Annotated in this window: 20 protein-coding genes, 1 tRNA gene and 2 pseudogenes; 18 read left to right on the top strand and 5 right to left on the bottom strand. The window is 64.9% G+C overall.

Annotated elements, in window-relative coordinates; all coding sequences use genetic code 11:
- Nucleotides 1–76: 76 nt before the first annotated feature.
- From puuE to Q8W71_RS05510, 4 genes and pseudogenes are all read left to right on the top strand, one after another.
- Nucleotides 77–1,159: pseudogene (gene puuE / locus Q8W71_RS05525) on the top strand (allantoinase PuuE); the annotation flags it as partial.
- Between the two features lie 319 nt (nucleotides 1,160–1,478).
- Complete coding sequence (locus Q8W71_RS05520; RefSeq protein ID WP_305524327.1) at nucleotides 1,479–2,978, top strand: NCS1 family nucleobase:cation symporter-1; 1,500 nt, start codon at nucleotides 1,479–1,481, stop codon at nucleotides 2,976–2,978.
- 14 nt (nucleotides 2,979–2,992) lie between these two features.
- Nucleotides 2,993–3,727, top strand: coding sequence for an aspartate/glutamate racemase family protein (locus Q8W71_RS05515; RefSeq protein WP_305524326.1), 735 nt, complete (start codon nucleotides 2,993–2,995; stop codon nucleotides 3,725–3,727).
- Nucleotides 3,728–3,818: 91 nt separating this feature from the next.
- A pseudogene (locus Q8W71_RS05510) lies at nucleotides 3,819–3,983 on the top strand (IS3 family transposase); the annotation flags it as partial.
- A gap of 108 nt (nucleotides 3,984–4,091) precedes the next feature.
- Here Q8W71_RS05510 and Q8W71_RS05505 read toward each other — a convergent pair.
- A tRNA-Ser gene (locus tag Q8W71_RS05505) sits at nucleotides 4,092–4,162 on the bottom strand.
- Nucleotides 4,163–4,298: 136 nt separating this feature from the next.
- Between Q8W71_RS05505 and Q8W71_RS05500 the strand changes: the two genes are divergently transcribed.
- The 6 genes from Q8W71_RS05500 to Q8W71_RS05475 all read left to right on the top strand — a co-directional run bounded on the left by Q8W71_RS05500 (nucleotide 4,299) and on the right by Q8W71_RS05475 (nucleotide 9,763).
- Nucleotides 4,299–5,615, top strand: coding sequence for a tyrosine-type recombinase/integrase (locus Q8W71_RS05500; protein WP_305524325.1), 1,317 nt, complete (start codon nucleotides 4,299–4,301; stop codon nucleotides 5,613–5,615).
- Nucleotides 5,615–6,169, top strand: a complete 555-nt coding sequence (locus Q8W71_RS05495) for a hypothetical protein (protein ID WP_305524324.1) — start codon at nucleotides 5,615–5,617, stop codon at nucleotides 6,167–6,169. The genes Q8W71_RS05500 and Q8W71_RS05495 overlap by 1 nt, the downstream gene beginning before the upstream one ends.
- 28 nt (nucleotides 6,170–6,197) lie before the next feature.
- Nucleotides 6,198–6,407, top strand: a complete 210-nt coding sequence (locus tag Q8W71_RS05490; RefSeq protein WP_305524323.1) for a hypothetical protein — start codon at nucleotides 6,198–6,200, stop codon at nucleotides 6,405–6,407.
- A gap of 590 nt (nucleotides 6,408–6,997) precedes the next feature.
- Nucleotides 6,998–7,183, top strand: coding sequence for a MerR family transcriptional regulator (locus Q8W71_RS05485; protein ID WP_305524322.1), 186 nt, complete (start codon nucleotides 6,998–7,000; stop codon nucleotides 7,181–7,183).
- A gap of 56 nt (nucleotides 7,184–7,239) precedes the next feature.
- Nucleotides 7,240–7,551, top strand: a complete 312-nt coding sequence (locus Q8W71_RS05480; protein ID WP_305524321.1) for a hypothetical protein — start codon at nucleotides 7,240–7,242, stop codon at nucleotides 7,549–7,551.
- Nucleotides 7,541–9,763: an AAA family ATPase gene (locus Q8W71_RS05475; protein ID WP_305524320.1), complete on the top strand. Its 2,223-nt coding sequence runs from the start codon at nucleotides 7,541–7,543 to the stop codon at nucleotides 9,761–9,763. Before Q8W71_RS05480 ends, Q8W71_RS05475 begins: the two co-directional genes overlap by 11 nt.
- 372 nt (nucleotides 9,764–10,135) lie before the next feature.
- On the opposite strand, the gene Q8W71_RS05470 is transcribed toward Q8W71_RS05475, so the two are convergent.
- A complete protein-coding gene (locus Q8W71_RS05470; protein WP_305524432.1) occupies nucleotides 10,136–11,131 on the bottom strand; it encodes a DUF2971 domain-containing protein in 996 nt (331 codons plus the stop codon).
- Nucleotides 11,132–11,217: 86 nt separating this feature from the next.
- Here Q8W71_RS05470 and Q8W71_RS05465 point away from each other — a divergent pair, with 86 nt between their 5' ends.
- The 7 genes from Q8W71_RS05465 to Q8W71_RS05435 all read left to right on the top strand — a co-directional run bounded on the left by Q8W71_RS05465 (nucleotide 11,218) and on the right by Q8W71_RS05435 (nucleotide 17,978).
- On the top strand, nucleotides 11,218–11,619 hold the full coding sequence (locus Q8W71_RS05465; RefSeq protein WP_305524319.1) for a hypothetical protein: 402 nt from the start codon (nucleotides 11,218–11,220) through the stop codon (nucleotides 11,617–11,619).
- Between the two features lie 291 nt (nucleotides 11,620–11,910).
- The gene (locus Q8W71_RS05460; protein ID WP_305524318.1) at nucleotides 11,911–12,195 is read left to right on the top strand and encodes a hypothetical protein; all 285 of its coding nucleotides are present in this window, start codon (nucleotides 11,911–11,913) and stop codon (nucleotides 12,193–12,195) included.
- Entirely contained in the window at nucleotides 12,192–12,800 is a 609-nt protein-coding gene (locus Q8W71_RS05455) for a hypothetical protein (RefSeq protein ID WP_305524317.1), read from the top strand. The genes Q8W71_RS05460 and Q8W71_RS05455 overlap by 4 nt, the downstream gene beginning before the upstream one ends.
- Nucleotides 12,800–13,051: a hypothetical protein gene (locus Q8W71_RS05450; RefSeq protein WP_305524316.1), complete on the top strand. Its 252-nt coding sequence runs from the start codon at nucleotides 12,800–12,802 to the stop codon at nucleotides 13,049–13,051. Before Q8W71_RS05455 ends, Q8W71_RS05450 begins: the two co-directional genes overlap by 1 nt.
- Nucleotides 13,051–15,822, top strand: a complete 2,772-nt coding sequence (locus Q8W71_RS05445) for a phage tail tape measure protein (protein ID WP_305524315.1) — start codon at nucleotides 13,051–13,053, stop codon at nucleotides 15,820–15,822. Before Q8W71_RS05450 ends, Q8W71_RS05445 begins: the two co-directional genes overlap by 1 nt.
- A gap of 1 nt (nucleotide 15,823) precedes the next feature.
- The gene (locus Q8W71_RS05440) at nucleotides 15,824–16,915 is read left to right on the top strand and encodes a S49 family peptidase (protein WP_305524314.1); all 1,092 of its coding nucleotides are present in this window, start codon (nucleotides 15,824–15,826) and stop codon (nucleotides 16,913–16,915) included.
- A 748-nt stretch (nucleotides 16,916–17,663) separates the two neighbouring features.
- A complete protein-coding gene (locus Q8W71_RS05435) occupies nucleotides 17,664–17,978 on the top strand; it encodes a hypothetical protein (RefSeq protein ID WP_305524313.1) in 315 nt (104 codons plus the stop codon).
- Nucleotides 17,979–18,009: 31 nt separating this feature from the next.
- On the opposite strand, the gene Q8W71_RS05430 is transcribed toward Q8W71_RS05435, so the two are convergent.
- From Q8W71_RS05430 to Q8W71_RS05420, 3 genes are all read right to left on the bottom strand, one after another.
- On the bottom strand, nucleotides 18,010–18,720 hold the full coding sequence (locus tag Q8W71_RS05430; protein WP_305524312.1) for a hypothetical protein: 711 nt from the start codon (nucleotides 18,718–18,720) through the stop codon (nucleotides 18,010–18,012).
- Between the two features lie 570 nt (nucleotides 18,721–19,290).
- Nucleotides 19,291–19,944 (bottom strand): SOS response-associated peptidase, encoded by a 654-nt coding sequence (locus Q8W71_RS05425; protein WP_305524431.1) that lies wholly within the window; start codon nucleotides 19,942–19,944, stop codon nucleotides 19,291–19,293.
- A 501-nt stretch (nucleotides 19,945–20,445) separates the two neighbouring features.
- Nucleotides 20,446–20,658, bottom strand: coding sequence for a hypothetical protein (locus Q8W71_RS05420; RefSeq protein ID WP_305524311.1), 213 nt, complete (start codon nucleotides 20,656–20,658; stop codon nucleotides 20,446–20,448).
- Nucleotides 20,659–20,779: 121 nt separating this feature from the next.
- On the opposite strand from Q8W71_RS05420, the gene Q8W71_RS32885 reads away from it, so the two are divergent.
- On the top strand, nucleotides 20,780–21,172 hold the full coding sequence (locus Q8W71_RS32885; protein WP_370875343.1) for a DUF6894 family protein: 393 nt from the start codon (nucleotides 20,780–20,782) through the stop codon (nucleotides 21,170–21,172).
- The last annotated feature ends 66 nt before the right edge of the window (nucleotides 21,173–21,238 follow it).

Here is a 21,238-nt window from a genome sequence, read left to right as displayed (position 1 = left end):
GTCGGCGCGGCGTTTATCACTCCTGGGAACGGGGGAGCACGCCGTGTTCGATCTCGATCAAGACTATCCGCGCGATATGGTGGGCTACGGCCGGACCCGGCCGGACCCGCGCTGGCCCGGGGGCAAGCGCGTCGCCGTCCAGTTCGTGGTGAACTACGAGGAGGGCGCCGAGAACTGCACCCTCCACGGGGATGCGGCGTCGGAGGCGTTCCTCTCCGAGATCGTCGGCGCCCTGCCGTGGCTGGGCAAGCGCCACGCGAACATGGAATCGATCTACGAGTACGGCGCCCGGACCGGGTTCTGGCGCCTCTGGCGGGCCTTCACCCGGCGCGGCATGCCGGTCACGGTGTTCGGCGTCGCCAACGCGATGCGGCGCAATCCCGAGGCGGTCGCCGCCATGGTCGAGGCCGACTGGGAGATCGCCAGCCACGGCCTGCGCTGGATCGACTATCGCGACCACAGCCTGGAGGACGAGCGCGCCGACATCGACGCCGCCATCGCGCTCCAGACGGAGCTGACGGGCAGCCGGCCCCTCGGCCTCTACCAGGGGCGCACCTCCACCAACACTCTGGCCATCGGCGCGGCCGAGGGCGGCTTCCTCTACCTCGCCGATTCCTACGCCGACGAGCTGCCCTACTGGGTGGGGCTCGGCGGCCGCCAGCAACTCGTGGTCCCCTACACCCTCGACGCCAACGACATGCGCTTCGCCACGGCGCAGGGCTTCAACAGCGGCGACCAGTTCTTCGCCTATCTCAAGGACTCGTTCGACGTGCTCTACCGCGAGGGCGGCGAGGGTCAGGCCGGCATGATGTCGGTCGGGCTGCACTGCCGGCTCGTCGGGCGGCCGGGGCGCATGGCCGCCCTGGAGCGGTTCCTCGACTACGTCGGCGCCCATCCCGACGCCTGGGTGGCCACCCGCCTCGACATCGCCCGGCACTGGGTGTCGACCCATCCGCCCCGCGGCGGCTATCGCCCGAGCCGGATGGGGCGCGCCCTGTTCGCCGAGGTGTTCGGCCGCGTCTGCGCCGAGGCGGCCGGCGGTTCGGGCGAGGCGGGGCGGTCTCTCGCGGAGCGGGTCCACGGCGCCGGCCTCGGGCCGGAGGCGGATTCGGCCGCGGACCTCGCGCGCCGCTTCGCGCAGGCCGGGCTCGCCGCGGCCGGCGAGCGGGCCTTCGAGGATAGACTCAGCGCCCTGATCGGCCGGTAGGGCCCGAACGACGGAGCCAGCCGCCGCATCGCCGCGGCGGCAGGTCCTAGCGCGTCGTCCCGAGAGGTGGTCACCGGCTCTCGGAAAAGATGATGCAAAGACAAAGGGCTGGCGCATCGTCCTGGATATCGGATCCAGGACGATGCGCCAGGACCCGTCGGCGCGCCCGCCGCGACGATCGAGGATCCAGCTTTCGCGCGACACGCCACGATCCGGCGGCGCGCCGACAAGGCCCGGCAACAGGGCCATTCATCCAGCAGGGAGAAACGCCATGTACGCACAGATCGAGGCGGCAGGAGTGAGTGCCGCCGTGTCCGACGAGCGGGAAACCGTCGTCATCAAGCCGAGCTACGACCCGAACCTCGTCAACGAGGATCTCGCGCCCCTGCGCAAGCAGACCTGGGGCACCTACAACATCTTCGCCTTCTGGATGTCCGACGTGCACAGCGTCGGCGGCTACGTCACGGCGGGCAGCCTGTTCTCCCTCGGCCTCGTGAGCTGGCAGGTGCTGCTCGCCCTGCTGGTCGGCATCGTGATCGTCCAGGTCTTCTGCAACCTCGTCGCCAAGCCGAGCCAGATGACCGGCACGCCCTACCCGGTGATCTGCCGGGCCTCCTTCGGCGTGAAGGGCGCGAACATCCCCGCGATCATCCGCGGGCTGATCGCGGTCGCGTGGTACGGCATCCAGACCTACCTCGCCTCCGCCGCCCTCACGGTGGTGGCGCTCCGCTTCTACCCCGAACTCGCCCCCTACGCCGACCTCAAGCAGTACGGGTTCGCGGGCCTCTCGGGGCTCGGCTGGGCCGCGTTCATGACCCTCTGGGTGCTGCAGGCGCTGGTCTTCTGGCGCGGCATGGAGGCGATCCGCGTGTTCATCGACTGGGCGGGGCCGGCGGTCTACGTCGTGATGATCGCGCTGGCCGGCTACCTCGTGTACAAGGCCGGCTTCGACCAGATCGGGCTGAACCTCGGCGCCGTGAAGTACACCGGCTGGGACGCGCTGCCGGTGATGATCAATGCCGTGGCCCTCGTGGTCTCCTACTTCTCCGGCCCGATGCTGAACTTCGGCGACTTCTCGCGCTACGGTTCGAGCTTCGAGGCGGTCAAGCGGGGCAATTTCTGGGGCCTGCCCGTCAACTTCCTGGGCTTCTCGCTCCTGACGGTCATCACCGCCTCGGCCACGGTCCCGGTCTTCGGCCACCTCATCACCGATCCGGTGGAGACGGTGAGCCGCATCGACAGCACCTTCGCGGTGGTGCTCGGCGCCCTGACCTTCATGATCGCCACGATCGGCATCAACATCGTCGCGAACTTCGTCTCGCCCGCCTTCGACTTCTCGAACGTCTCGCCGAAGCGGATCTCCTGGCGGATGGGCGGCATGATCGCGGCGGTGGGCTCGATCTTCATCACGCCGTGGAACCTGTACAACAACCCGGCCGTGATCCACTACACGCTCGACGTGCTGGGCGCCTTCATCGGGCCGCTGTTCGGCATCCTGATCGCCGACTACTACCTCGTGAAGAAAGAGAAGATCGTCCTCGACGATCTCTACACGATGAACACGGGCGGGACCTACTGGTACCAGAACGGCTACAACCTCGCCGCCGTGGCCGCCATCGTCCCCTCCGCCCTGATCCCCGTGCTATGCGTGGTCCTGCCCGGCCTGGAGAGCGTGGCGAACTTCACGTGGTTCATCGGCTGCGGCCTGGGCTTCGGGATCTACGCGCTGATCATGCGCGCCCGGCCCCGGACCGCGGCGCGCCCCGCCTGAGCCCCGAGCGACCCATGCGCATCCTCCTGCTCAACCCGAACACCAGCGCCTCGGTCACCGCCCTCGTGGCCGACCGGGTCGCGGAGGTGGCCGGCGAGGCGGCGACCTTCGTGCCGGTGACGGCCCGGTTCGGGGCCGCCTACATCGCGAGCCGCGCCGCCCTGGCGATCGCCGGGCACGCCGCCCTCGACGCCTTCGCCGAGCACGCCGGGGGCTGCGACGCGGTCTTCATCGCCTGCTTCGGCGATCCCGGCCTCCTGGCCCTGCGGGAGATCTCGCCGGTCCCGGTGGTGGGCATGCTCGAAGCCTCCTGCCTCGCGGCGCGGCGCTCGGCGGAGCGCTACGCCATCGTGACGGGCGGCGCCCTGTGGAAGCCGATGCTGGAAGAGATCGTCGCCGGGCTGAGGCTCGGCGACGGCCTCGCGGGCATCCGGACGGTGGAGCGCACCGGCGGCGAGATCGCCAGGGACCCGGATGGCGCCCTGCGGGACCTTGCCGAGGCGTGCCGCGCCTGCGTGGAGCGGGACGGCGCCGAGACGGTCATCCTCGGCGGGGCGGGTCTGGCGGGGCTGGCGGCACGGCTGCAACCCCGTGTCCCGGTGCCGGTCCTCTGCTCCGTCGAGACGACGGTGCGGGCCGCCCTCGCAGCGGCGCGAACGCCCCACCGGCGCCCGGAGCCCGTCGTCACGGACACCGTCAACCTCGGATCGGCGCTCGCAGCCCGGCTCGCCGCTCCGGATGCCGCCTGACCCGCGACCGCGCAGCGCCCGACGGTGATCCGCCCCCACTGAGGTGGCCGGTTTTGAAGTGTGGCTTCGGAGCCTGGGCCAGGGCAAACACATAGGACCGAAGCGGCTCAAGACAGAGGACGTGGTCGCCACGCTACGTCAGGTGGACGTGCGGCTCTCGCCGGGCCAGAGCGTGGCCGAGGCGATCCGGGCGATCAGCGTGACGGCGGTGACCGATTATCGCAGGCGCGAGGAGTACGGCGGCCTGAAGCGCGACGGAAGGAAAGGCTTCGTCGCGCAGCGAGACGATAGCCGTACCCCGCGCGACATGCGAACGACCCAAATTTCGGGCTCGTCACTAGCTTTTTAAGATCGCTCGGTGGAATGGCGCGCCCGAAAGGATTCGAACCTCTGACCCCCAGATTCGTAGTCTGCGCTCAGACCATAACAATGCGCCCCAATCCATAGCACGAAGCCGAGCTAAGTCATTGAATGGAATGGCATAGAGGGATAATGTGAGGCGGTGTTCGCAACGCCGCCTAGCAGCAGCTATCGCGGTTTCGCCGTACCCCGTGCCGTACCCGAGATCGCCATGCCCCGGCCCCTGACCGCCGTAGCCGTCACGAACGCGAAGCCGGAGGCGTCCCGGCGCGAGATCGCGGATGGTGCGACGCCCGGCCTGCGGCTCGTCGTGCAGCCATCCGGGTCAAAATCGTGGATTTTCCGGTACGAGTTGGCCGGGCGGGGCGTGAAGGTGACGTTCGGCCCTGCCATTGGCTCCGGCGCCCTGACCCTCGCGGAAGCACGTCAGCAAGCCGGAGAGGCGCGCAAAAGCTTGACGGCGGGGGGAGACCCCGCGGCCGACCGGAAGGCGCACAGGGCAGCCGAAGCGGCCCGGCGCGAGGCTGACCGGGTAGCGGCCGAGGCGGTGGCACGCCGGCACGAAGACCTGATCGAGAACGTCGTCGATCGGTACATCGCCCGGCACGTCGAGGGAATGAAGTCGGCCCACGAAGTGAAGCGGCTCCTCGAAAAGGAGGTCAAAGGCCCGTGGCGAGGGCGGCTCGTGACGGAAATCGACCGCGGCGACGTGCTGAAGCTCGTCGAGGATATCGCCGAACGCGGGGCAGGGACCACGGCGAACCGCACGCTCGCGAACCTGAAGGCATTCTTCAACTGGTGCGCTGACCGGGGCATCCTCGAAACCTCACCCGCCGATCGTGTCAGACGCCCGAAGGCCGAGGTCTCGCGCGACCGCGTGCTGAGCGACGCCGAGCTTCGCCTTCTGACACTGGCCCTACGCCGGCTCGAATGGCCGTGGCGGGAGTTCTTCACGCTCGCCCTGCTCACGGGGCAACGCCGCGAGGAGATCGCCGGCATGCGGTGGGGCGAGGTCGACTGTGATGCCGGTGAACCGGTGTGGGTACTGCCGGCCGAAAGGACGAAAAACGGGAAGGTGCATGCCGTCCCCCTCGTGCCTGGGGCGGTCGCGATGATTCGTGGCGTGCGGCGGATCGAGGGGTCCGACTTCGTGCTGACCACGACGGGAGACGCGTCCGTTTCCGGCTTCTCGCGGGCGAAGGCGGCACTCGACGCGACGATGCTAACGATCGCACGCGGTGAGGCTGAGGCGCGAGGCGCCGATCCGGAGCGGGTCACGCTCGCCCCCTGGCGCCTTCACGACGTTCGACGGACGGTGGCGAGCGGGATGGCTCGGGCTGGGGTGCCCGTCGCTGTCGTCGAGAAAGTGCTCAACCACGTCTCAGGCACGTTTGGGGGAATCGTAGGGGTCTACCAGCGGCACGACTTCGCCGCCGAGAAGCGGCAGGCGTTGACGGCATGGGCGGCGCACGTCGAGGGCTTGACGGCCGAAGCTGGCGGCGCGGCCCCGCGAATGGGGGGCGCCTGATGCCCGCGCTCTTCGATCTCGGCCAAGCGCGCGCCGATGAGTTGCGGAAATGGCAGGCGGTCTTTGAGTTCGACGGCAACAAAGCCGCGGCATGGCGCTGTTACCGTCTTGCGCGCGCCTGGGGTTTGCCGATCCCGGAATCGGTCCTGATCGAAATCGATCGCATCGCGGCGGCGATCGGTGCCGACGCCGGTATGAGTTCCGCGCGCGTGGGTCTCATCGTGACGGAAGCACATAGGGGATCTGCTGACCCGACTACTTCCCTACTTAAATGGGAGCGCGACTTTGAGGTCTCTTGGGCGGTCTACTATCTTCGGTCGAGCGGGTTAACTGAAGCGGCGGCCGTCGAACGTGTCGCTGAGGGAACGTGCGATCTCGCCTATGGCGTGCGTGTCGGCGAAGACACAGTCAGCTTCGGACCTGTACCCACACCGAAGCTTGAAGTCGACCTCGTCCGTCGGGCTGTCCGTCGTATCCGCGCCCTAACGACGGATATGACGGAAAGGGCCGATTTAATGTCCATGACCGGGGATGAAGGGATCGTTAGAGAGTGAGCGTCACAAGACGCTACGGAACGAAGTGATGCAGAACAAGCTGATCCCCGCGAAGAAGGTTCGGGAAGAACTGGGCGGTATATCCGATATGACGCTCTACCGCTGGCTTGCCGACGAGAACCTGAAATTCCCGCGGCCGACGTACATCAAGAAGAGGCGTTATTTTGACTCTGGCGATCTCGCCGCGTTTAAGGAACGTCTCGCCCTCGACTCCCTAGAACGCACGGCGACGCAATAGTGTTGATGGCGACGGATGATCCAAGAAAGTATCCGTTTTATCCGTCATTGTTGCCCCAGATAAATTATCTGGTGCCTCCGAACAGAATCAGGCATTGAACGGCTGCCCCCGCTGAAACGGAGGTCCGATCCACGAGATCGGCTTTTCGGGGTGCCGAACTTTCCACCTTCAAAATCAACAGTCGCCCGCAGGGCGCAATGCGGACGCACGCCGTGCGGCCGAAGGGGGACCTATGTCTGAGCATATGCACGCCGTTGCCCTCGCCGACTGGATCGAAGGCGAGGGAGGCGGAACCGACGAAGACGGGCTGCATCTCGGCCCTACCGACCTTGGGCTTGTCGCGAAAGCGCTTCGCGCGCTCGCCGCGACTCTCATGGTTGCGACCCCGCCTCCCGACGCACCTGAAGCGGCGTAGGCGTCTGTAGGCACGCGACAGGCCGCCCAAGAAGAACCCGAGTGAGCGGATCGTTCGGGTTTTTATTATTAAGGCCAGAAAGTAATTCTCGCCCAGTTGACGTAAATAACTCGGCCTGTGACGATGATCTTCCACACACGTTAATGGACAATCGCCAATGACGAAAGCATACCGCGTGGCTGATCTCGTCAAAAACGGCCCCCTATGCCGCTCGACGATCTACAACATGATCCGCGACGGCCGCCTCGTAGCGCGGAAAGTGGGTCGCTCTACCGTCGTGATGGCTGAGGACTGGAAGGCGATGCTTGAGGGCGCGCCCGTCGCTCGCATCGGCACCCGTCAGATCGAAGCCAGTTCCTGAAACGAGAAAAACCCGGCGTGGCGCGCCGGGCTTCTCAATACATGTGAGGCACAATTGTGTTGGTTCCCGCTTATATCCTCCCGATGGCGGAAGCGCAAGCGTTCGACCATCTCTCCGATGACGAATTTTTCGCCCGGTTTCCAGATGTGACTCATCGGACGCGCCCCTGGGCCCCTTGTCTGGTCAATGAAGACGGCTGGCTGATCTTCAGCCGCCGAGACGGATACCGCGCCAGGATCCGGCGGCACTTGGCGCCGACCGCGCGGATGGAGATCGTCATCATCGCACAGCCCCCGGCGGACTCCGACCTCTCGTTCGATCATGGGCCGTCCCTGGGGATCACCGGAGCGATGCGCCATGCTCAGTGAACAAACCGCCGCGCCGCGCACCGACGGCGTGCTCTCGCCCTTCGCGTTTGCAGGCCCCGATCTGATCGAGCAGGGCTACTCCCCGCTTCCGATCGCGCCCGGCAATAAGATTCCCGGCATCTTTACAGGCGGCGAATGGTCCCTGCTCCGCGGCTGGCAGCGGTTCTGCCTCGCGCCGGCCCCCCCGAACCTCGTTGCGGGCTGGTCTCGGTTTCCCGGCGCCGGCGTGGGCGTCGCCTGCGGGCGCGGGCTCGTGCTCGTCGACATCGACCTCGACGACGCGGTTGGGTACGTCATGGCGGCCCTGCCGCCCTGCATCGTCGGGAAGAAAGGCGCCAAGGGCCTGACCCTGTGCTTCCGCGGCGATACGTCAAAGATCCGCTCGCGCGCCTTCAAGATCGGCGGGATCGGCGTCGTCGACCTTCTCGCCGATGGCAAGCAGTCCGTGCTGCCGCCCTCGATCCATCCGAAGACGGGCAAGCCTTACGAGTGGATGAGCGAGCGCACGCTTCTCGACACCCCGCTCGTCGAGCTTACCGAGGTTCCCGACAACGTCGCCGATCTGATCGCCGAGGCGTTGCGCCCGCTCGGCTATAAGCCCGAGCAAACCTTCGAGTTCAGCGGCGAGATCCGCGAGTCGAACTCGTCGGCGACCGATTTCTTCCGCCGGCTCAACGAAGACGCCCTCGCCAACCTCGACGCTTGGGTGCCGAAGCTCGGCATTCGGTGCCAGCGGGAACACGACGGCGGCTGGCGCGCCGTTCCGGACTGGCGTCCGTCGAGCAGCGGGCGGCCGGCGTCTCGCCGGGGTCTGAACCTGTCGTTTGATCCGCGGGGCATCCGCGACTTCGGCGACGGCGGCAAGACCTACACGCCGCTCAACGTCGTGATCGCGGCGAAGGGCTACGACCGCGACGCCGCAATTCGATGGATTGGCGAAGCCCTCGGGCAATGCTTCGAGCCTGTCATCACGCTCGTCGCCGGCCCTTCGGCGCCGAGCGTCCTGGCGCGGACATCCGCCGCCCTTGAAGTGCCGAACGCCGTCAGCGACGTTCTTAATAGGCCCATCGTCGCAGCCACGCCGTTCCGGTGGGGCGACCCGGCACGCATACCGCGTCGGGAGTGGCTGTACGGCAGGGCGCTGATCCGCCGGTTCATGAGCGTGCTGGTCGCGCCGGGCGGCGTCGGCAAGTCTTCGCTCACGATCGTCGAGGCGCTGGCGATGGCGAGCGGCAGGCCCCTGCTCGGCGCAGAGCCGGTCGGTAGGTTGCGCGTGTGGCTGTGGAACGGCGAAGACCCTCGGGACGAGCTTGAGCGGCGAATCGCGGCGGCCTGTCTGCACTATGGCCTCGACGAGGGCGCGATCGGCGATGGGCTCTTCGTCGACTCGGGTCGCGACACGCGGCTCGTAGTCATGCGGGAGGTCCGCAGGGAACTCGTCGTGGCTGAGCCTGTCGTTGAGGCTGTCGTCAGCGAGATCGCCGGGAAGCGGATCGACGTGATGATCGTCGACCCCTTCGTAACGACCCACGAGGTTGCCGAAAACGACAACGGCGCCATCGCTCGCGTCGCCTATCTATGGTCGGACATTGCCAACCGCACGGGCTGCGCCATCCTGCTCGTGCATCACGCTCGGAAGACCAACGGCGGCGAGGTCACGGCCGAGGACTCGCGCGGCGGCATCGCGCTCGTTGGGGCTGCCCGCGTGGTCCGCGTGCTCAACCCCATGACGGCGACCGAGGCCGACGAGTTCGGCGTGCCGTCGGACGAGCGCCTGAGCCTTGTCAGGATCAGCGACGGCAAGGCCAACCTGTCTCGCCGCTCCGATCGGGGCAGTTGGTTCCGTCTCACGTCGGTGTCCCTCGGCAATGGCAGCGGCAACCTCGATCCCGGCGACGAGGTCGCGGTCGCCGCCGAGTGGGCGCCGCCGAGCAAGGCAGCGCGCACGGCCCTGACGCCGGCAGAGCTAGAAGCGATCAAGGCCGAGGTCGCGGCGGGCGAGCATCGTTTCGATGAGCGTTCGCCGACTTGGGTCGGCAACGCGGTTGTCTCGGCGCTCGATCTGGACCCGGCTGAGCGAGGGACGAAGCGGCTCGTGAAGGCGATGATCGAAAGGCTGATCGCCGAGGGGCATTTGAAGGTCGTCGAAGGACTCGACGCTTCGCGGAAGAAGAAGACCTTTGTAGAGGTTGCGGCAGTTGCGGCAGTGTGAGTGGAGCATGACCACCGCAACCGCCGCGGCCAGTGCGTGCTCCAGTGCGCCAGTGCGGCACTCCCTTTAGGGAGAGCCCACTGGAGTGGAGCGCCGCACAGCGCAGCAATGGAGAGGAAGGACGGGCGAACGTTGGGAACCGACACTGACGATTGATGTATTTTTGCTACAATGTTGCCTTTTGGATGCATGATATTTTTGCAATGGGTCCTCCCACGCCCCCGCCCCCTGCGGGTAACGCGCAAGGCTCGACAGTTTCCTAGGTGCAAACAATCTAACGCTGATTTACGTCTTCGAATAACGCGGCTCTCGCCCTACGGAGTCATAAAATTGAAATAAGATCGGCCCGCGATAAACTTTACTTCTCGTGCATCAAACTCGCAACGGATTAAAGGGCGACGCAATCGCAAGATCGTTTAGATTGTATTTGTCAGCAAGAAATTTTACGGAATGATTGGTGGATCGACTATCTGCATTTGGTCCTAACACTAGAAGGGATATGCCCTTGTCTGCACTATCCGGTTCTGAAATAGGTAAATTAATGCAGGGGATAATCTTCGTTCCAGACTGTCGATGATCTATCTCCTGTCGAAAGATGCTTGATTGATCGTTGATTACCTTTACACAGCGCCACTCTTGCTCTTCCTCAAAAAGGGGGTGCTTTATGAAAGCGGCAGTTTCGGCGCACCAAGATCGAACTATGTTTTTAATCTGATGAACTGATGCAAATGGAACTGTGTCGTCGTTGCGCCCCTGAGCTTCGTCGAATAGCCTGACAGCCACCTGATGATTTGCAATTCTTTCCTTTAGAGTCAAAATTCTCCTCCCGAGCCAAGGTCCAAATTTTTCATCAGGTGTCAAATATTGTTGATTATCTGAGAAGTAATAATGCACCATGTCGCTGAGAAAACCATGTGCGCGGGCTTGAGCTTCAATGTGTTCTCTTCGAAAACCAATAGCGAGGCCGTCTTGTCGAGCATAGGCGCGCCATTGTGATAGAACGTTGCCTCGAAGACAGAATGAGGTAGTCATCACATGCAATCCCATAATATTTTTTTTCATGAGCGCAATTTCAATCAATATATCGCTTCTAAGAGGTCTATCGATTGTTGATGTCGTTTCGTGATGCGCAATGCAAATCTCAAGAATTTGTAGCCCAAATTCCAATTCTGAAGCATCATTCATGTATCTATAGTCTGAAGCCCATAGACAAGAATTTTGCAATATTCCGTTTAGCCCTGACATATTCGTGTAATGCCATACCGTTTTTGGAGTGATCTTATTGTAATCACGTCCTAGGCCACCCATATGGACTAAATGCAAGTGGACATCTAGAGCTTCGCGCTCTGTCATCGGTGTGACTGGCATCGCCACGATCTCTTTCGCTGCCCTTCGGCGTCGATACGCTACTAAAACAGCCTACCCTTACCCCGGGCGATCATCAAAATCGCCCCATGTCCGCACCTTCGAAACCCTCCCGCCGCAACCCCGAGCCCAAGCCGAAGCGCCCGTCGACGATCACGATCCCCGAGCGCGCAGGCCCCCATGTCAAGCTTGTCTTCGCCGAGATGCGGAGACAGGGACAGAGCTATTGGGATATCGAAGGAAAGTCGGGCGTACAAAAAGCGACTCTAAAAGCGTGGAGGCACAAAAATCGGCCGAATCTCGAATCGATCGAAGCCGTGCTCGGCGCGCTGAACTACGAGTTCGTTCCTCTTCCGACGGAGCGTGCGCTTCCTCCAGAGATTGTCGAGGCGCTGCGGCCTATCGCCGAACGTCTCGATCTTACGATCCCCACTGCTATCCGTCTCGCCGCCGAGGTCGCATACCGGGACCATCGCTTGGTGACCCTTTAAGATTCGGCCTGACGATCTTCCTCACGTCAGGCCGATGGGGCGGGGGAGAGTGGTGCCTTCCCCGCCCGTTTCATTTTTTTGGCACAGGGCGATCAAAAGCCTCCCACTGTCTCGGCGACCCGCGGGCATCTTCCTCAAGCCTGCTTACTCGGGCGCACCTTCAGCGGGCGGTCTTCGGGCCGTCCGCCTTTTCGCGTTGGGGGATACTCGATCAGCCTGTCGGTCTCCTTCCCAACGGGCGACTCTCGTGGTGCCGGCAACAAGCTGGGTCATATCGAGAAGCACCACATCATGGCTCTGTCCGTCAGGCAGCCGCAGCGCGGCACGCCTCGCCCCAATCATCATATCGACCGCTTCGCCGATCAGGCCGAACACGCTGGCCTGCTTAAGCTCGCGCATGAGCTTCGCGGCCGGCCCGTCCTGACCGAAAGCGACCTCGCCGAGATCCAGAGCCGCATCGCGGCCCGTCACGCGGCTCTGGATCGGCTCTCAATCGACATCGAGCATAACCGCCCGGCCTTCCTCGCGATGGGCGCCGACAACTCGTTCATGGGCCGAGTGGGGGCGCAGTCGTGAGCAACCTCATCTCCCGGCTGCTCGGCCGCCGGAAGCCGACCTCTTCAAACCTGACCGGCCAGATCGATGCGCAACGCGCCGCCCTGGCGGATGCTCAGGCCCGCGCGGCGGCTGCCGCCGAGGCTCGGCGCCAAGCGCTCGACGAGGGCAACAACGCGGGCCTGCGGGGCGCCGACGAGGCGCGCGACACGGCGCGCCGCGATGCAGAGATCGCCGAGCACGCGATCAACGGCCTCGAAGCGGCACTCGCTGAGGCCCACCAAGCCGAGACCCGCGACGCCTTCCGTGCCGAGGTCGACGACGTTCGGCGGGCCGGCGTCGCGCTGACCGACCGCATCCGTGCCGAATACCCCCGGCTTGCCGCCGAACTTGCGGGCCTGCTCGGCGCCATCGAAGACCACAACTCCGCCAAACGGCGCCTCACGGCTCGTGGGAAGGAACTCGGCGAGACGGTCGAGATCGGCGAAGTCGAGGCGTTTCGGCGTACCCCCCGCCCCGGCAAGTCGTATGCGGGTCTCGGATACTCCGATCTAATCGACGCAATCGACCATCTACCGGGCCTGCACGCTGGCGACGATTCGATCCGCCTGAACGGGTTCCGGTAATGGCTGCCCCCATCACTGTCCTGCTCGGCAACCCCGTCACCGTCGACGGGGTGCGCTACGGAGCGCTTCACATCCGGCCGATGAAGAGGCGCAACCTGAAGGCGCTCAGCCCCGGCTTCGACGGCGAGGTCGGCATCGCGATTGCGGCTCATCTCGCGAGCGTTCCGGTCGCTGTGATTCACGGCCTGTCCGAGTTCGACGCCGAGCGTGTTGGCGGCGTCGTTAGCGCCATGGTCGACCGGGTGCTCTAATGAAGGCGTTCAGCGTCGCGGTCGATATCGGTGGCCGTCTCAACCCGAGCCTTGCCGGTGCCGTCAAGGGCGCTCAGAGTCAGGTCGCCGCCCTAGGGCGGGGCCTGTCTCGGGTCAACGCGGGCGTTTCGTCGACGATCGACGCGGCGGGCCGGGGCGTGGCCGCGGTCGGCAAGCGGACTCAGGACACCGGCCGAAGCGTGACCGCGAGCGTGTCGGCGCCTCTCGGCCTGCTCGGCTTCGGCGCGGCGAAGGCGGCCTTTGAGTTCGAGAAGGCCGGCAATGCCCTCGAAGCCCTCGGCGACGCGAGTGCCGAGCAACGCGCCGATCTCGAAAAGTACGCGAACGTCCTGAACAAGAAATACCCCCAAACGCTGACCGGCATCATTCAGACCGGCAACGAAATGCTGAAGGGCGGCTTCAATTTCGAGCAGATGAGGGGTGCCCTCGATCAAACGCTTGCGACCGCCGTCATCGGCGAGATGAACCCGGCCGAAGTCGGAAACATGATGGCGCGGACCATCAATGCTTTCCAACTGCCGATGCGCAACTTCGACGAGGCCATGTCGTCGGCGAACCGCGTCTCGGATCAGATGACCTATGCCGCGGTGAAGACGACGGCCAGCCTGCGCGACATGGGCGAGGCGTACCGCTACGTCGGCGGTGCGGCTTCAGCCGGCGGCATCCCGCTTGAGAAGATGACCGCCCTCGTGATGGCGATGGCGAAGAACGGGTCGGTCGGCTCGGATGCCGGCGTAGCCCTGCGCTCGGCGATCGTCCGGTTCACGAAGACGCCCCCGAAGATGCTCGCCACGATGCAGCGGATCGGCATGAACGTGAACGACTACCGCGGGAAGGGCCGCGCGGTCACGTCGGGGAACGTCATCGCCGGCCTTCAGGCCGACGGCATCGACGCCAAGCCCGTACAGAGCCAGATTGACAAGCTCCTGAAGAACCCGAAGCTCGCCGGCTCGCCGGTCGCGCTCTCGGCCGCGATCACGAAGGTGATCCAAGCCGGCGTCGCGGGAGCAGGCAAGGGAGCGATCGACTCCAAGACGCTCGCCCAGAACGTGCAGCAATCCGTCGTCGCAGCGGGCTCACAAATTGATCTGACAAAATTCTTCACCGACTTCAAGAAGAAAGTCGAGGCCGGGCAAGCCACACTCGGCGATCTCGCGACGATCCTCGAAGGCCAGCACTTCGCCCGGTATCAGGCGATCATGCAATCCGACCTCGCGAAGTTGCTTTCCGACATAGTGAAGGAGTCGCCCGGTTACACGCAAGACCGCTTCAAGACGATGATTAAGGGCATCGTCGGCGCTGTCTATGAGGTCGGCGCGGCGATGGAGGGCCTGTCGGTCGCGCTCGGCCGGGGCGTGTTCCCGACGGCGGCCAAGGGCCTGACCGCCCTCGCCGACGGCGTCGAGACCCTATCGACCGCGAGCCCCAAGCTTACGGGCTTCGCGGGCGCCGTCGGCCTCGCGCTGATCGCCCTCGGCCCGCTCATGATGGCGGGCGGCGCGTCCCTGCGCGCGATCGGGCTGCTCGGCCGGGGCCTGATGCTGCTCGGGAGCGCCGCGACCCTTGGCCTAGCGACCCGGCTCGTTGCGGTGGCGAAGGGCATCGTCGCCGTGTCCCTGGCGGCCTCTGCGGGGGCCGTGGGGCGGCTTCGTGCGCTCGCCGCGGGGATGATCGCCCTCGGCGCCGTCGGCGGCCGTGGCGCCGTCCTGGCGGCGATTGGCGCCTCGATCGCGAGCCTCGGCCGCGCCGTGCTCATGTTCCCGATCGTGGCGCTCCGCGCGATCGGCGTCGCCATGTGGGGGCTTGCCGCCAACCCGGTCGGCATCGCGCTCACGGCGATCGTCGCCGGCCTCGCGGCGCTCGGGCTGTGGGTGAAGAACAACTGGACCGGGATCAAGACGTTCTTCTCGTCGTTCGGCGAGGCGTTCACGAAGGCGCTCGGCCCCGGCGCAGCCGGTGCCATGACGGCCGTCGTGTCCGGCCTCACGAGCGTTTGGGACGCAGTCAACAAGATCCTCGGGCCGATCGACGAGGTCGACACGAAGTGGAAGACTTGGGGCGAGAGCGCTGGGCAGGCTGCGGCGGCCGTCGTCAACGCGATCACGGCCCTGCCGGGACAGGTCGCGGCCATCGGCGGCCAGTTCGCCGCCGCGATGACTGCCCTCGCACAGCAGGGATGGGCCGCCTTCAAGGCGATCGATTGGGCGAGCCTCGGGTCGGCGCTGATCGACGGGATCGTGAGCGGCGTCACGAGCGCCGCCGGCCGGCTCGCGAGCGCCGTTGGCGACGCCGCGTCGGTCGCCTGGGTGAAGGCCAAGTCGATCTTCGGCGGTGGGGGCGGCGCTGCGAAGGCTGCGGCGCCGACCGGCCCGAAGCTCGCGGGAGAACGCGCTCTCGGCGGCCCGGTGCGCTCGGGCGCTCCGTACCTCGTCGGCGAGCGCGGTCCCGAAATCTTCGTGCCGAGCAGCGCGGGGCGGATCGAGACAAATGGATCTTACCGGCGCCTCGCGGCGGCCGGGAGCACGTCGGGCGGCGGCCCGCGCGCGCCGTCGGCCGACGATATCGGCGCGGCCGGGGGAAGCGGCGGCACGACCAACGTGACGCACGTCAAGCGGGGCGACCTGACCGTGACGATGCAGGTTCAGGCGGGCGGCAACGGCTCGGCCGACCTGAACCGTGAGATCGAGCGCGCCGTGCGCCGCGTGCTCGAAAAGTACGAGTCCGAACAACGCGGAATGTTGAGCGACTGAGATGATGCCTTTTGCCTTAAGCGCGGCTATTTCGATGGCATGGGCTATCGAGGAAGAATCGCTTGCGAAGCTGATCGAAATTGCCTCGCGCGAGCATGAGCCGTCGCCGCAAGCCCTCGAAGCCTACCGGGCGCAAACCCTGGCGAAGGCCGAGCGCGCCACGTACCGCGACGGCGTCGCGATCGTGTCGGTCGAAGGTCCGCTCTTCAAGCGCGCAAACCTCATGACCGAGTTTTGCGGCGCCACGTCCTATGACGTGCTTCGGCGGGATCTTCAGGCCGCCGTCGACAACCCCGCCGTGCGCGCAATTCTGCTCAACGTCGACTCCCCCGGCGGCGAGGTCGCTGGCGCCTGCGAGCTTGCGATGGCCGTGCGCAATGTTCGCGGCACGAAACCGATCGTCGCCTATGTCGGCGATTGCGGGGCATCGGCCGCCTACTGGCTCGCCACGGCCGCGGACAGCATCGTGATCGGCGCCACGGCCGCCCTCGGCTCGATCGGCGTCCGCGTGGCCTACGCGGACACGTCGACGCGTGACGAGCGGACGGGCGTGCGCCGCTATGAGTTCGTATCGAGCCAGTCGCCGTTCAAAAAAATGGACCTGTCGACCGACGAAGGCCGGGGCCGCGTTCAGGCGCGCGTCGACAGCCTCGCTCAGGTCTTCGTCGAGACGGTCGCCGCCAACCGCGGCGTGAGCGTCGACACCGTGCTCGCCGCCTTCGGGAAGGGCGACGTGCTGATCGGCTCCCATGCTGTGGCCGCCGGCATGGCCGACGAGATCGGCACCTTCGAAGGAACCCTCGCCGCGCTGTCGCGGGGTGAAACCGTTTCACGCCGCCCGGCGCCCGCCGCCGTTACGTCCAAGGCAGCTCGGGTTCCGGTCCCTGTTGTGTCGGTCTCAGCGTCGCCCCAAGTGCCCCCGGCTGTCCTAGCGGACCGGGCTAGGGCTCAAGCGATCATCAACATGACGCCCGCCGGGGTCGAAGCCAAAGCGCGCGAGGCGATCCGCTCCGGCATGTCCGTCGAGGCGTTCCGAGACGTGTTGGCGGCTCGCGCGATTCTTGATGCGGCGCGGCTAGCACAAGGTAGATAACCCGCCTTTCGCCATGACGAGTGTCCGACAAGGACGGAACGCGGTAGTCGCATGACATAGCCGCCGGCAAGCCCGTTCCCTATCGAACTCTCGACGGGTCAGTTGTAAATTCACCGTTCCGGTCAGTGGCGATTCAGGGCCCTGCCCAAGCTGCTGTCTATCTGTTATATGGACTTCAGCGGCCGGTGGGACCAGCTATTTTGAGCGTTAGCCGTATAGTTCATGGAGTATCATTCGGCGGGACGCTATCATCAGCGCTCTTGTCGTACGTGCTATTCCCAGAATTATGGACCGGGCGCACGAATGTATTCAGCAGTCTGAGTGGCTTTGCAACCTTTTATGGCGTGCTGTTTGCAGTCATAGAGGTTGTGCGGGCGCGCGCAGCATCTGAGATGGCTGAGTCGGCTGCCGCCTCCGCGCAAAAAGCAGTCCTGTCGGCGGTTGACATCAAGACCCTCGCCGAATGCAAAACATATATCAGCAACAGTCTCACTGATCTGGAACGTGACGGTTGGGTATCAACGTCGGCACTGGCGCGAGTGATAGAGCTCTACACATCCCAATTCTATGCTCTATATGATTTACCTGACTCTCCTCAAAGACTGGCCGTCGCCGCGCTTCAGTCTCACGCGGCAAGCGCATCGGGTCCATTGAGTGGGCGATCTCTGTATCGTTTAAAGAAGACGCTGACCACCATGCTCATCCACGTTACAGCGGCATCTGGCGAAAGACTTTCGGGGAGAAGCCCATGATCCCGCCTCCTCTAAGACCATTCATTGGCCGACTACTGCAAGCCACTAATGAAGGAGAGATCACTTGGAGGGAGGGCGCAGAGGGTGCTTATTTCGCCACTCAGAAGGATGCAAACATCCACCTACGATATCACTTCGACGACGATACGGGTGAATCGGGCTATGTTTTTCGGATCATTCGGAAGAGCGGTGATGCATTCTTTAGCGTGATGAGCGACGAAGACGACTTTGGCATCCTAAGAAATTTATACAGCGCCGTCAGCGTCAACGCCGCAGGAGGGCAGGGTCTTGTCGATGGCCTATTTGATTAGCCTGTAATATCGTCGGCCCTGATATGACTCTCTAGCTTACGTTGTTTGCTCCCGCACTCGTATCGTCGGTTGGCTCGCCTACGGGCTCCACCGGCTCATTACGAAATTCCTTCCGAAGTCGAGATAAGCTGCTCGTAAGGTCTCTAACGGCATCCTCAAAGGACCGAGCTACACGACCGTTGACCTTGGCTACAGTATCTTCGGAAAGCTGAAGTCCAAGCGTCTTCAGTGACACAGCAGAAAACTTATCGAAAAACTCGTTGCGAGCGTCAGCTTCCGGGGGCAAACTATCTGGACGCCAGATGCCTTTGTGAGCACTATCGGCAAGCCAGTATATGAATTTTGTTTGGGCGGGGCTGATTGACGGAGACGTCGGATGCGGTTTTGTTTTAAAGTCCGGCGCAGTGCATTCCTTAATCCAAGCTAGAGATTTCATCACATAGTTCGTGAAAAGATGCTCAGAAACTATAAGCGTATCTATATCGCTTTTGCTTGAGTATTCTTTGCTGATACTTTTGCCTTTTAGGCTGCGTCCCGCCATAGCGCTTCCAACAATGAAGACGTTGCTCGGCTCAACCTGAAACGCATCTGCGATCGTCTTACGGAACAACGCGAACTTTAATGGCTCGTCTCTGAAAACATATGGCACATGAGAGAGGAGGAGCTTGTAAGCGATTGCCTCAGGCGAGAACTCCTCAACGAGGCTCTTCCACTGATCTGCAGTCGGGTACGTGGTGGCCAACAAACTTCCAGGCATACATCCCCCTTGGAGGTGGTCCTTCAGGACGACCGCTCCCGGCCCGGAAGTCAATACGCGAGCGTCCGCTTAGGATCGGGAGCGGACCCGGTGCGAAATCCTCTAGGGCCGGAAAGCGAGGCCTCTGCGCTCCACATCGTAGCCCACACCGCCGAAGCGTCTGCAACGTACGCGGGGCCGCCGGGCAGCATCCGGCCAACCCACGCAAAGTTTGGGGGCGGGTCGCGGAATGTGGCCGACTCTCGGCCATGTGCAGCGCTCTGAACCAAGTCCAAAGAGGGCAACCTTCGGAGCGTCCCGCCTCACCCGTTCCAGTTGCGCTCAGCCGTCAGCCACCATCACCCGTGGTATGTCCGATGACACCGATCCCGTCCTCGCCGCCATCGCAACCCTCCGGGCCCGCGGCATCGTGGCGACGCCCGTCGGCGACGATTTCGAGCGCTGGCGGATCGGCGACATCTCCTACAGCGACGCCGACCTCTTACGGCTGGCCGTGCGGATGAGGCTGGTGAACGAGCCGGGGCAGAGTAGCCCGGTATCGGCAGGCGGGCAGCCTCACGTACCGTCCGATCTCGCACCGCGCGCCACTTCTTGCATCTCATCGTCTGACAGCGGTCGTTGCAGGGCCAACGCTTCGGGCACAGGTGCGTCGAGCCACGTCGCCCATTCCTCCGGCTTCGTCAGCAGCACCGGCATCGCCTTCGGGTGAACCGGCCCGACCACGCCGTTGGCCGGGCAGGTCAAGAACGAGAATAGCCGGTGTTCGGCCTCCGCACGGTCCGGATTCTCAGCCTTGGTGCCGCGCACCCCGGTCCAGGGCCGCCAGATGCCGGCGAAGGCGAACAGCGGCCGGTCCTCGTCCAGCGCGAACCAAACGGGCGTCTTGCGGGGCTTGGTGCCCGCGTACTCGCTGAACGCCGTCGCCGGCACGAGGCAGCGATATTCCGGCTTCAGCCAGGGCCGCCAGTGCGGCGAGGCGGTGTTGCGCACGTTGGTGACCGGATGCTCGCCGAAGGCCTTCGGGCCGGGGACGCCCCAGCGCATCAGCGTCAGCGCGCGGCCGGCCGCGCCGCCTGTCACCACCGGCGCCATCTGATCGGGGAAGATCGCCGGTAGCTCGGGCATGTTGCCGGCCTCGTCCCGCGTCGCGGCGAAATAGGCGCTCAGGTCCGCGGAGCCGCGCCGGCCGAGGCTGTAGAGGTTGCACATCGCGTCAGCCTCGCCGAGGTCGGGGCCGCGGTCCAGACCCCGCGTCCGCCGGTCCTGCCGCCGCAGCACGCGGATCCCCTCCCGCAGGGTGATCTCCAAATCAGGCCAGAGATGGCAGGCTGCGGAGAAAGCCGCCGCCGCTACGGCGAGCTGATAGACGGTGCCGACGTGCATCTCGATGCCGCCGCTGCCCTCGGCCCAGGTCTGAATCATGTAGGCCTGCGTCGACGGGTTCGGCATGGGCACAACGTCGGGTACGGCCCAGCGCGGCTCACTGATCGTGGCGAGGCAGGCGGGCACGTACTTCCGCCGCTTGCCCGAACCGGGATCGTGCTGGTGACGGCACGAGGCCGTCAGCGTCCGCAGGAGATCTAACGTCTCGATATCCGGCCCGTAGCGACTCAGAAGCCCGGAGACCCGGAAGCTGCCATGGCGTCGGCAGTGCGAGCAGGCCACCGACACGCGCCCCGCGGGCGGCAACTTGCCGAGGCGGCCCATGCCTCACGCGCCGAGCCGACCGCGGGCGTAGCCGCGGGAAATCAGGCGAAGCTGCTCGTCGAGCCCGCGGTGCCAGGCCTCGCCCTCGGCGAGCGCATCTCGCACAACGGCGGCGAGCGCTGCGCCTGCGTCCCCACGGGCGGCGCGCAGGTAGGCCTGCGCGACTTCCTCCACGGCACCGGCATCCACAGGCAGTGCTGGAATCGGCTCTCGCATCTGCCCGTCCTCCGGTTAGAACATTACAGGAACAAACCCGAGGCCGGATGACGGTTCAACCTGTTTGTGCAGGCCCCCACCGACCCCGGTGGACGCCTGGGGACAGCATCGGGAAAGGCCCATGCCGACACGGCTTTACCGCTTCCACTGTACGGACGGTGTCGACCTGATCGTCGACGACCGAGGCAAGCGCCTGCCGAACCCGTCGCTGGTGCGGGCGCATGCCGACCGGCTGGCGAGAGAGCTGATGGCCGTTGGCGGCGGACGCCTCGACTGGTCGGGTTGGTGCGTCGAGGTCTATGACGCGGTCGGGCGGAGGTTCATGAGCCGAGCGTTTGCGGATGCGGTGCGGCCTGCGGATCGAGGCGTACCCGACCGTGATGCCGATGCTTGTCGACATGGGACTGGTAAGGCGGCGGGCGCGCGGAGGTTCGGCCTGGGTGCTCACGCGGCTCGGTCAGCGCGCTGTGGCGGCTCACGGGCGGGACGAGCCGTAGATGCACCCACCCGGTAGGGCTGCCGCTGCGAACTCGGGCCCGCTTCCGGGGGTTGGAGGCTACCCGACCAACGCTCTCGGCCG

Source organism: Methylobacterium amylolyticum (assembly GCF_030700245.1).
Taxonomy (GTDB): domain Bacteria; phylum Pseudomonadota; class Alphaproteobacteria; order Rhizobiales; family Beijerinckiaceae; genus Methylobacterium.
Note: the sequence above shows the minus strand (reverse complement) of the source record. Positions and strands in the feature narration are given on the sequence as shown.

Excerpts from the sequence above, each read along its gene's own strand:
- Q8W71_RS05520 (WP_305524327.1), top strand. The coding sequence starts at position 1,479 with ATGTACGCACAGATCGAGGCGGCAGGAGTGAGTGCCGCCGTGTCCGAC.
- Q8W71_RS05515 (WP_305524326.1), top strand. The coding sequence starts at position 2,993 with ATGCGCATCCTCCTGCTCAACCCGAACACCAGCGCCTCGGTCACCGCC.
- Q8W71_RS05500 (WP_305524325.1), top strand. The coding sequence starts at position 4,299 with ATGCCCCGGCCCCTGACCGCCGTAGCCGTCACGAACGCGAAGCCGGAG.
- Q8W71_RS05495 (WP_305524324.1), top strand. The coding sequence starts at position 5,615 with ATGCCCGCGCTCTTCGATCTCGGCCAAGCGCGCGCCGATGAGTTGCGG.
- Q8W71_RS05490 (WP_305524323.1), top strand. The coding sequence starts at position 6,198 with ATGCAGAACAAGCTGATCCCCGCGAAGAAGGTTCGGGAAGAACTGGGC.
- Q8W71_RS05475 (WP_305524320.1), top strand. The coding sequence starts at position 7,541 with ATGCTCAGTGAACAAACCGCCGCGCCGCGCACCGACGGCGTGCTCTCG.
- Q8W71_RS05470 (WP_305524432.1), bottom strand. The coding sequence starts at position 11,131 with ATGCCAGTCACACCGATGACAGAGCGCGAAGCTCTAGATGTCCACTTG.
- Q8W71_RS05465 (WP_305524319.1), top strand. The coding sequence starts at position 11,218 with ATGTCCGCACCTTCGAAACCCTCCCGCCGCAACCCCGAGCCCAAGCCG.
- Q8W71_RS05460 (WP_305524318.1), top strand. The coding sequence starts at position 11,911 with ATGGCTCTGTCCGTCAGGCAGCCGCAGCGCGGCACGCCTCGCCCCAAT.
- Q8W71_RS05450 (WP_305524316.1), top strand. The coding sequence starts at position 12,800 with ATGGCTGCCCCCATCACTGTCCTGCTCGGCAACCCCGTCACCGTCGAC.
- Q8W71_RS05445 (WP_305524315.1), top strand. The coding sequence starts at position 13,051 with ATGAAGGCGTTCAGCGTCGCGGTCGATATCGGTGGCCGTCTCAACCCG.
- Q8W71_RS05440 (WP_305524314.1), top strand. The coding sequence starts at position 15,824 with ATGATGCCTTTTGCCTTAAGCGCGGCTATTTCGATGGCATGGGCTATC.
- Q8W71_RS05435 (WP_305524313.1), top strand. The coding sequence starts at position 17,664 with ATGATCCCGCCTCCTCTAAGACCATTCATTGGCCGACTACTGCAAGCC.
- Q8W71_RS05425 (WP_305524431.1), bottom strand. The coding sequence starts at position 19,944 with ATGTGCAACCTCTACAGCCTCGGCCGGCGCGGCTCCGCGGACCTGAGC.
- Q8W71_RS05420 (WP_305524311.1), bottom strand. The coding sequence starts at position 20,658 with ATGCGAGAGCCGATTCCAGCACTGCCTGTGGATGCCGGTGCCGTGGAG.
- Q8W71_RS32885 (WP_370875343.1), top strand. The coding sequence starts at position 20,780 with ATGCCGACACGGCTTTACCGCTTCCACTGTACGGACGGTGTCGACCTG.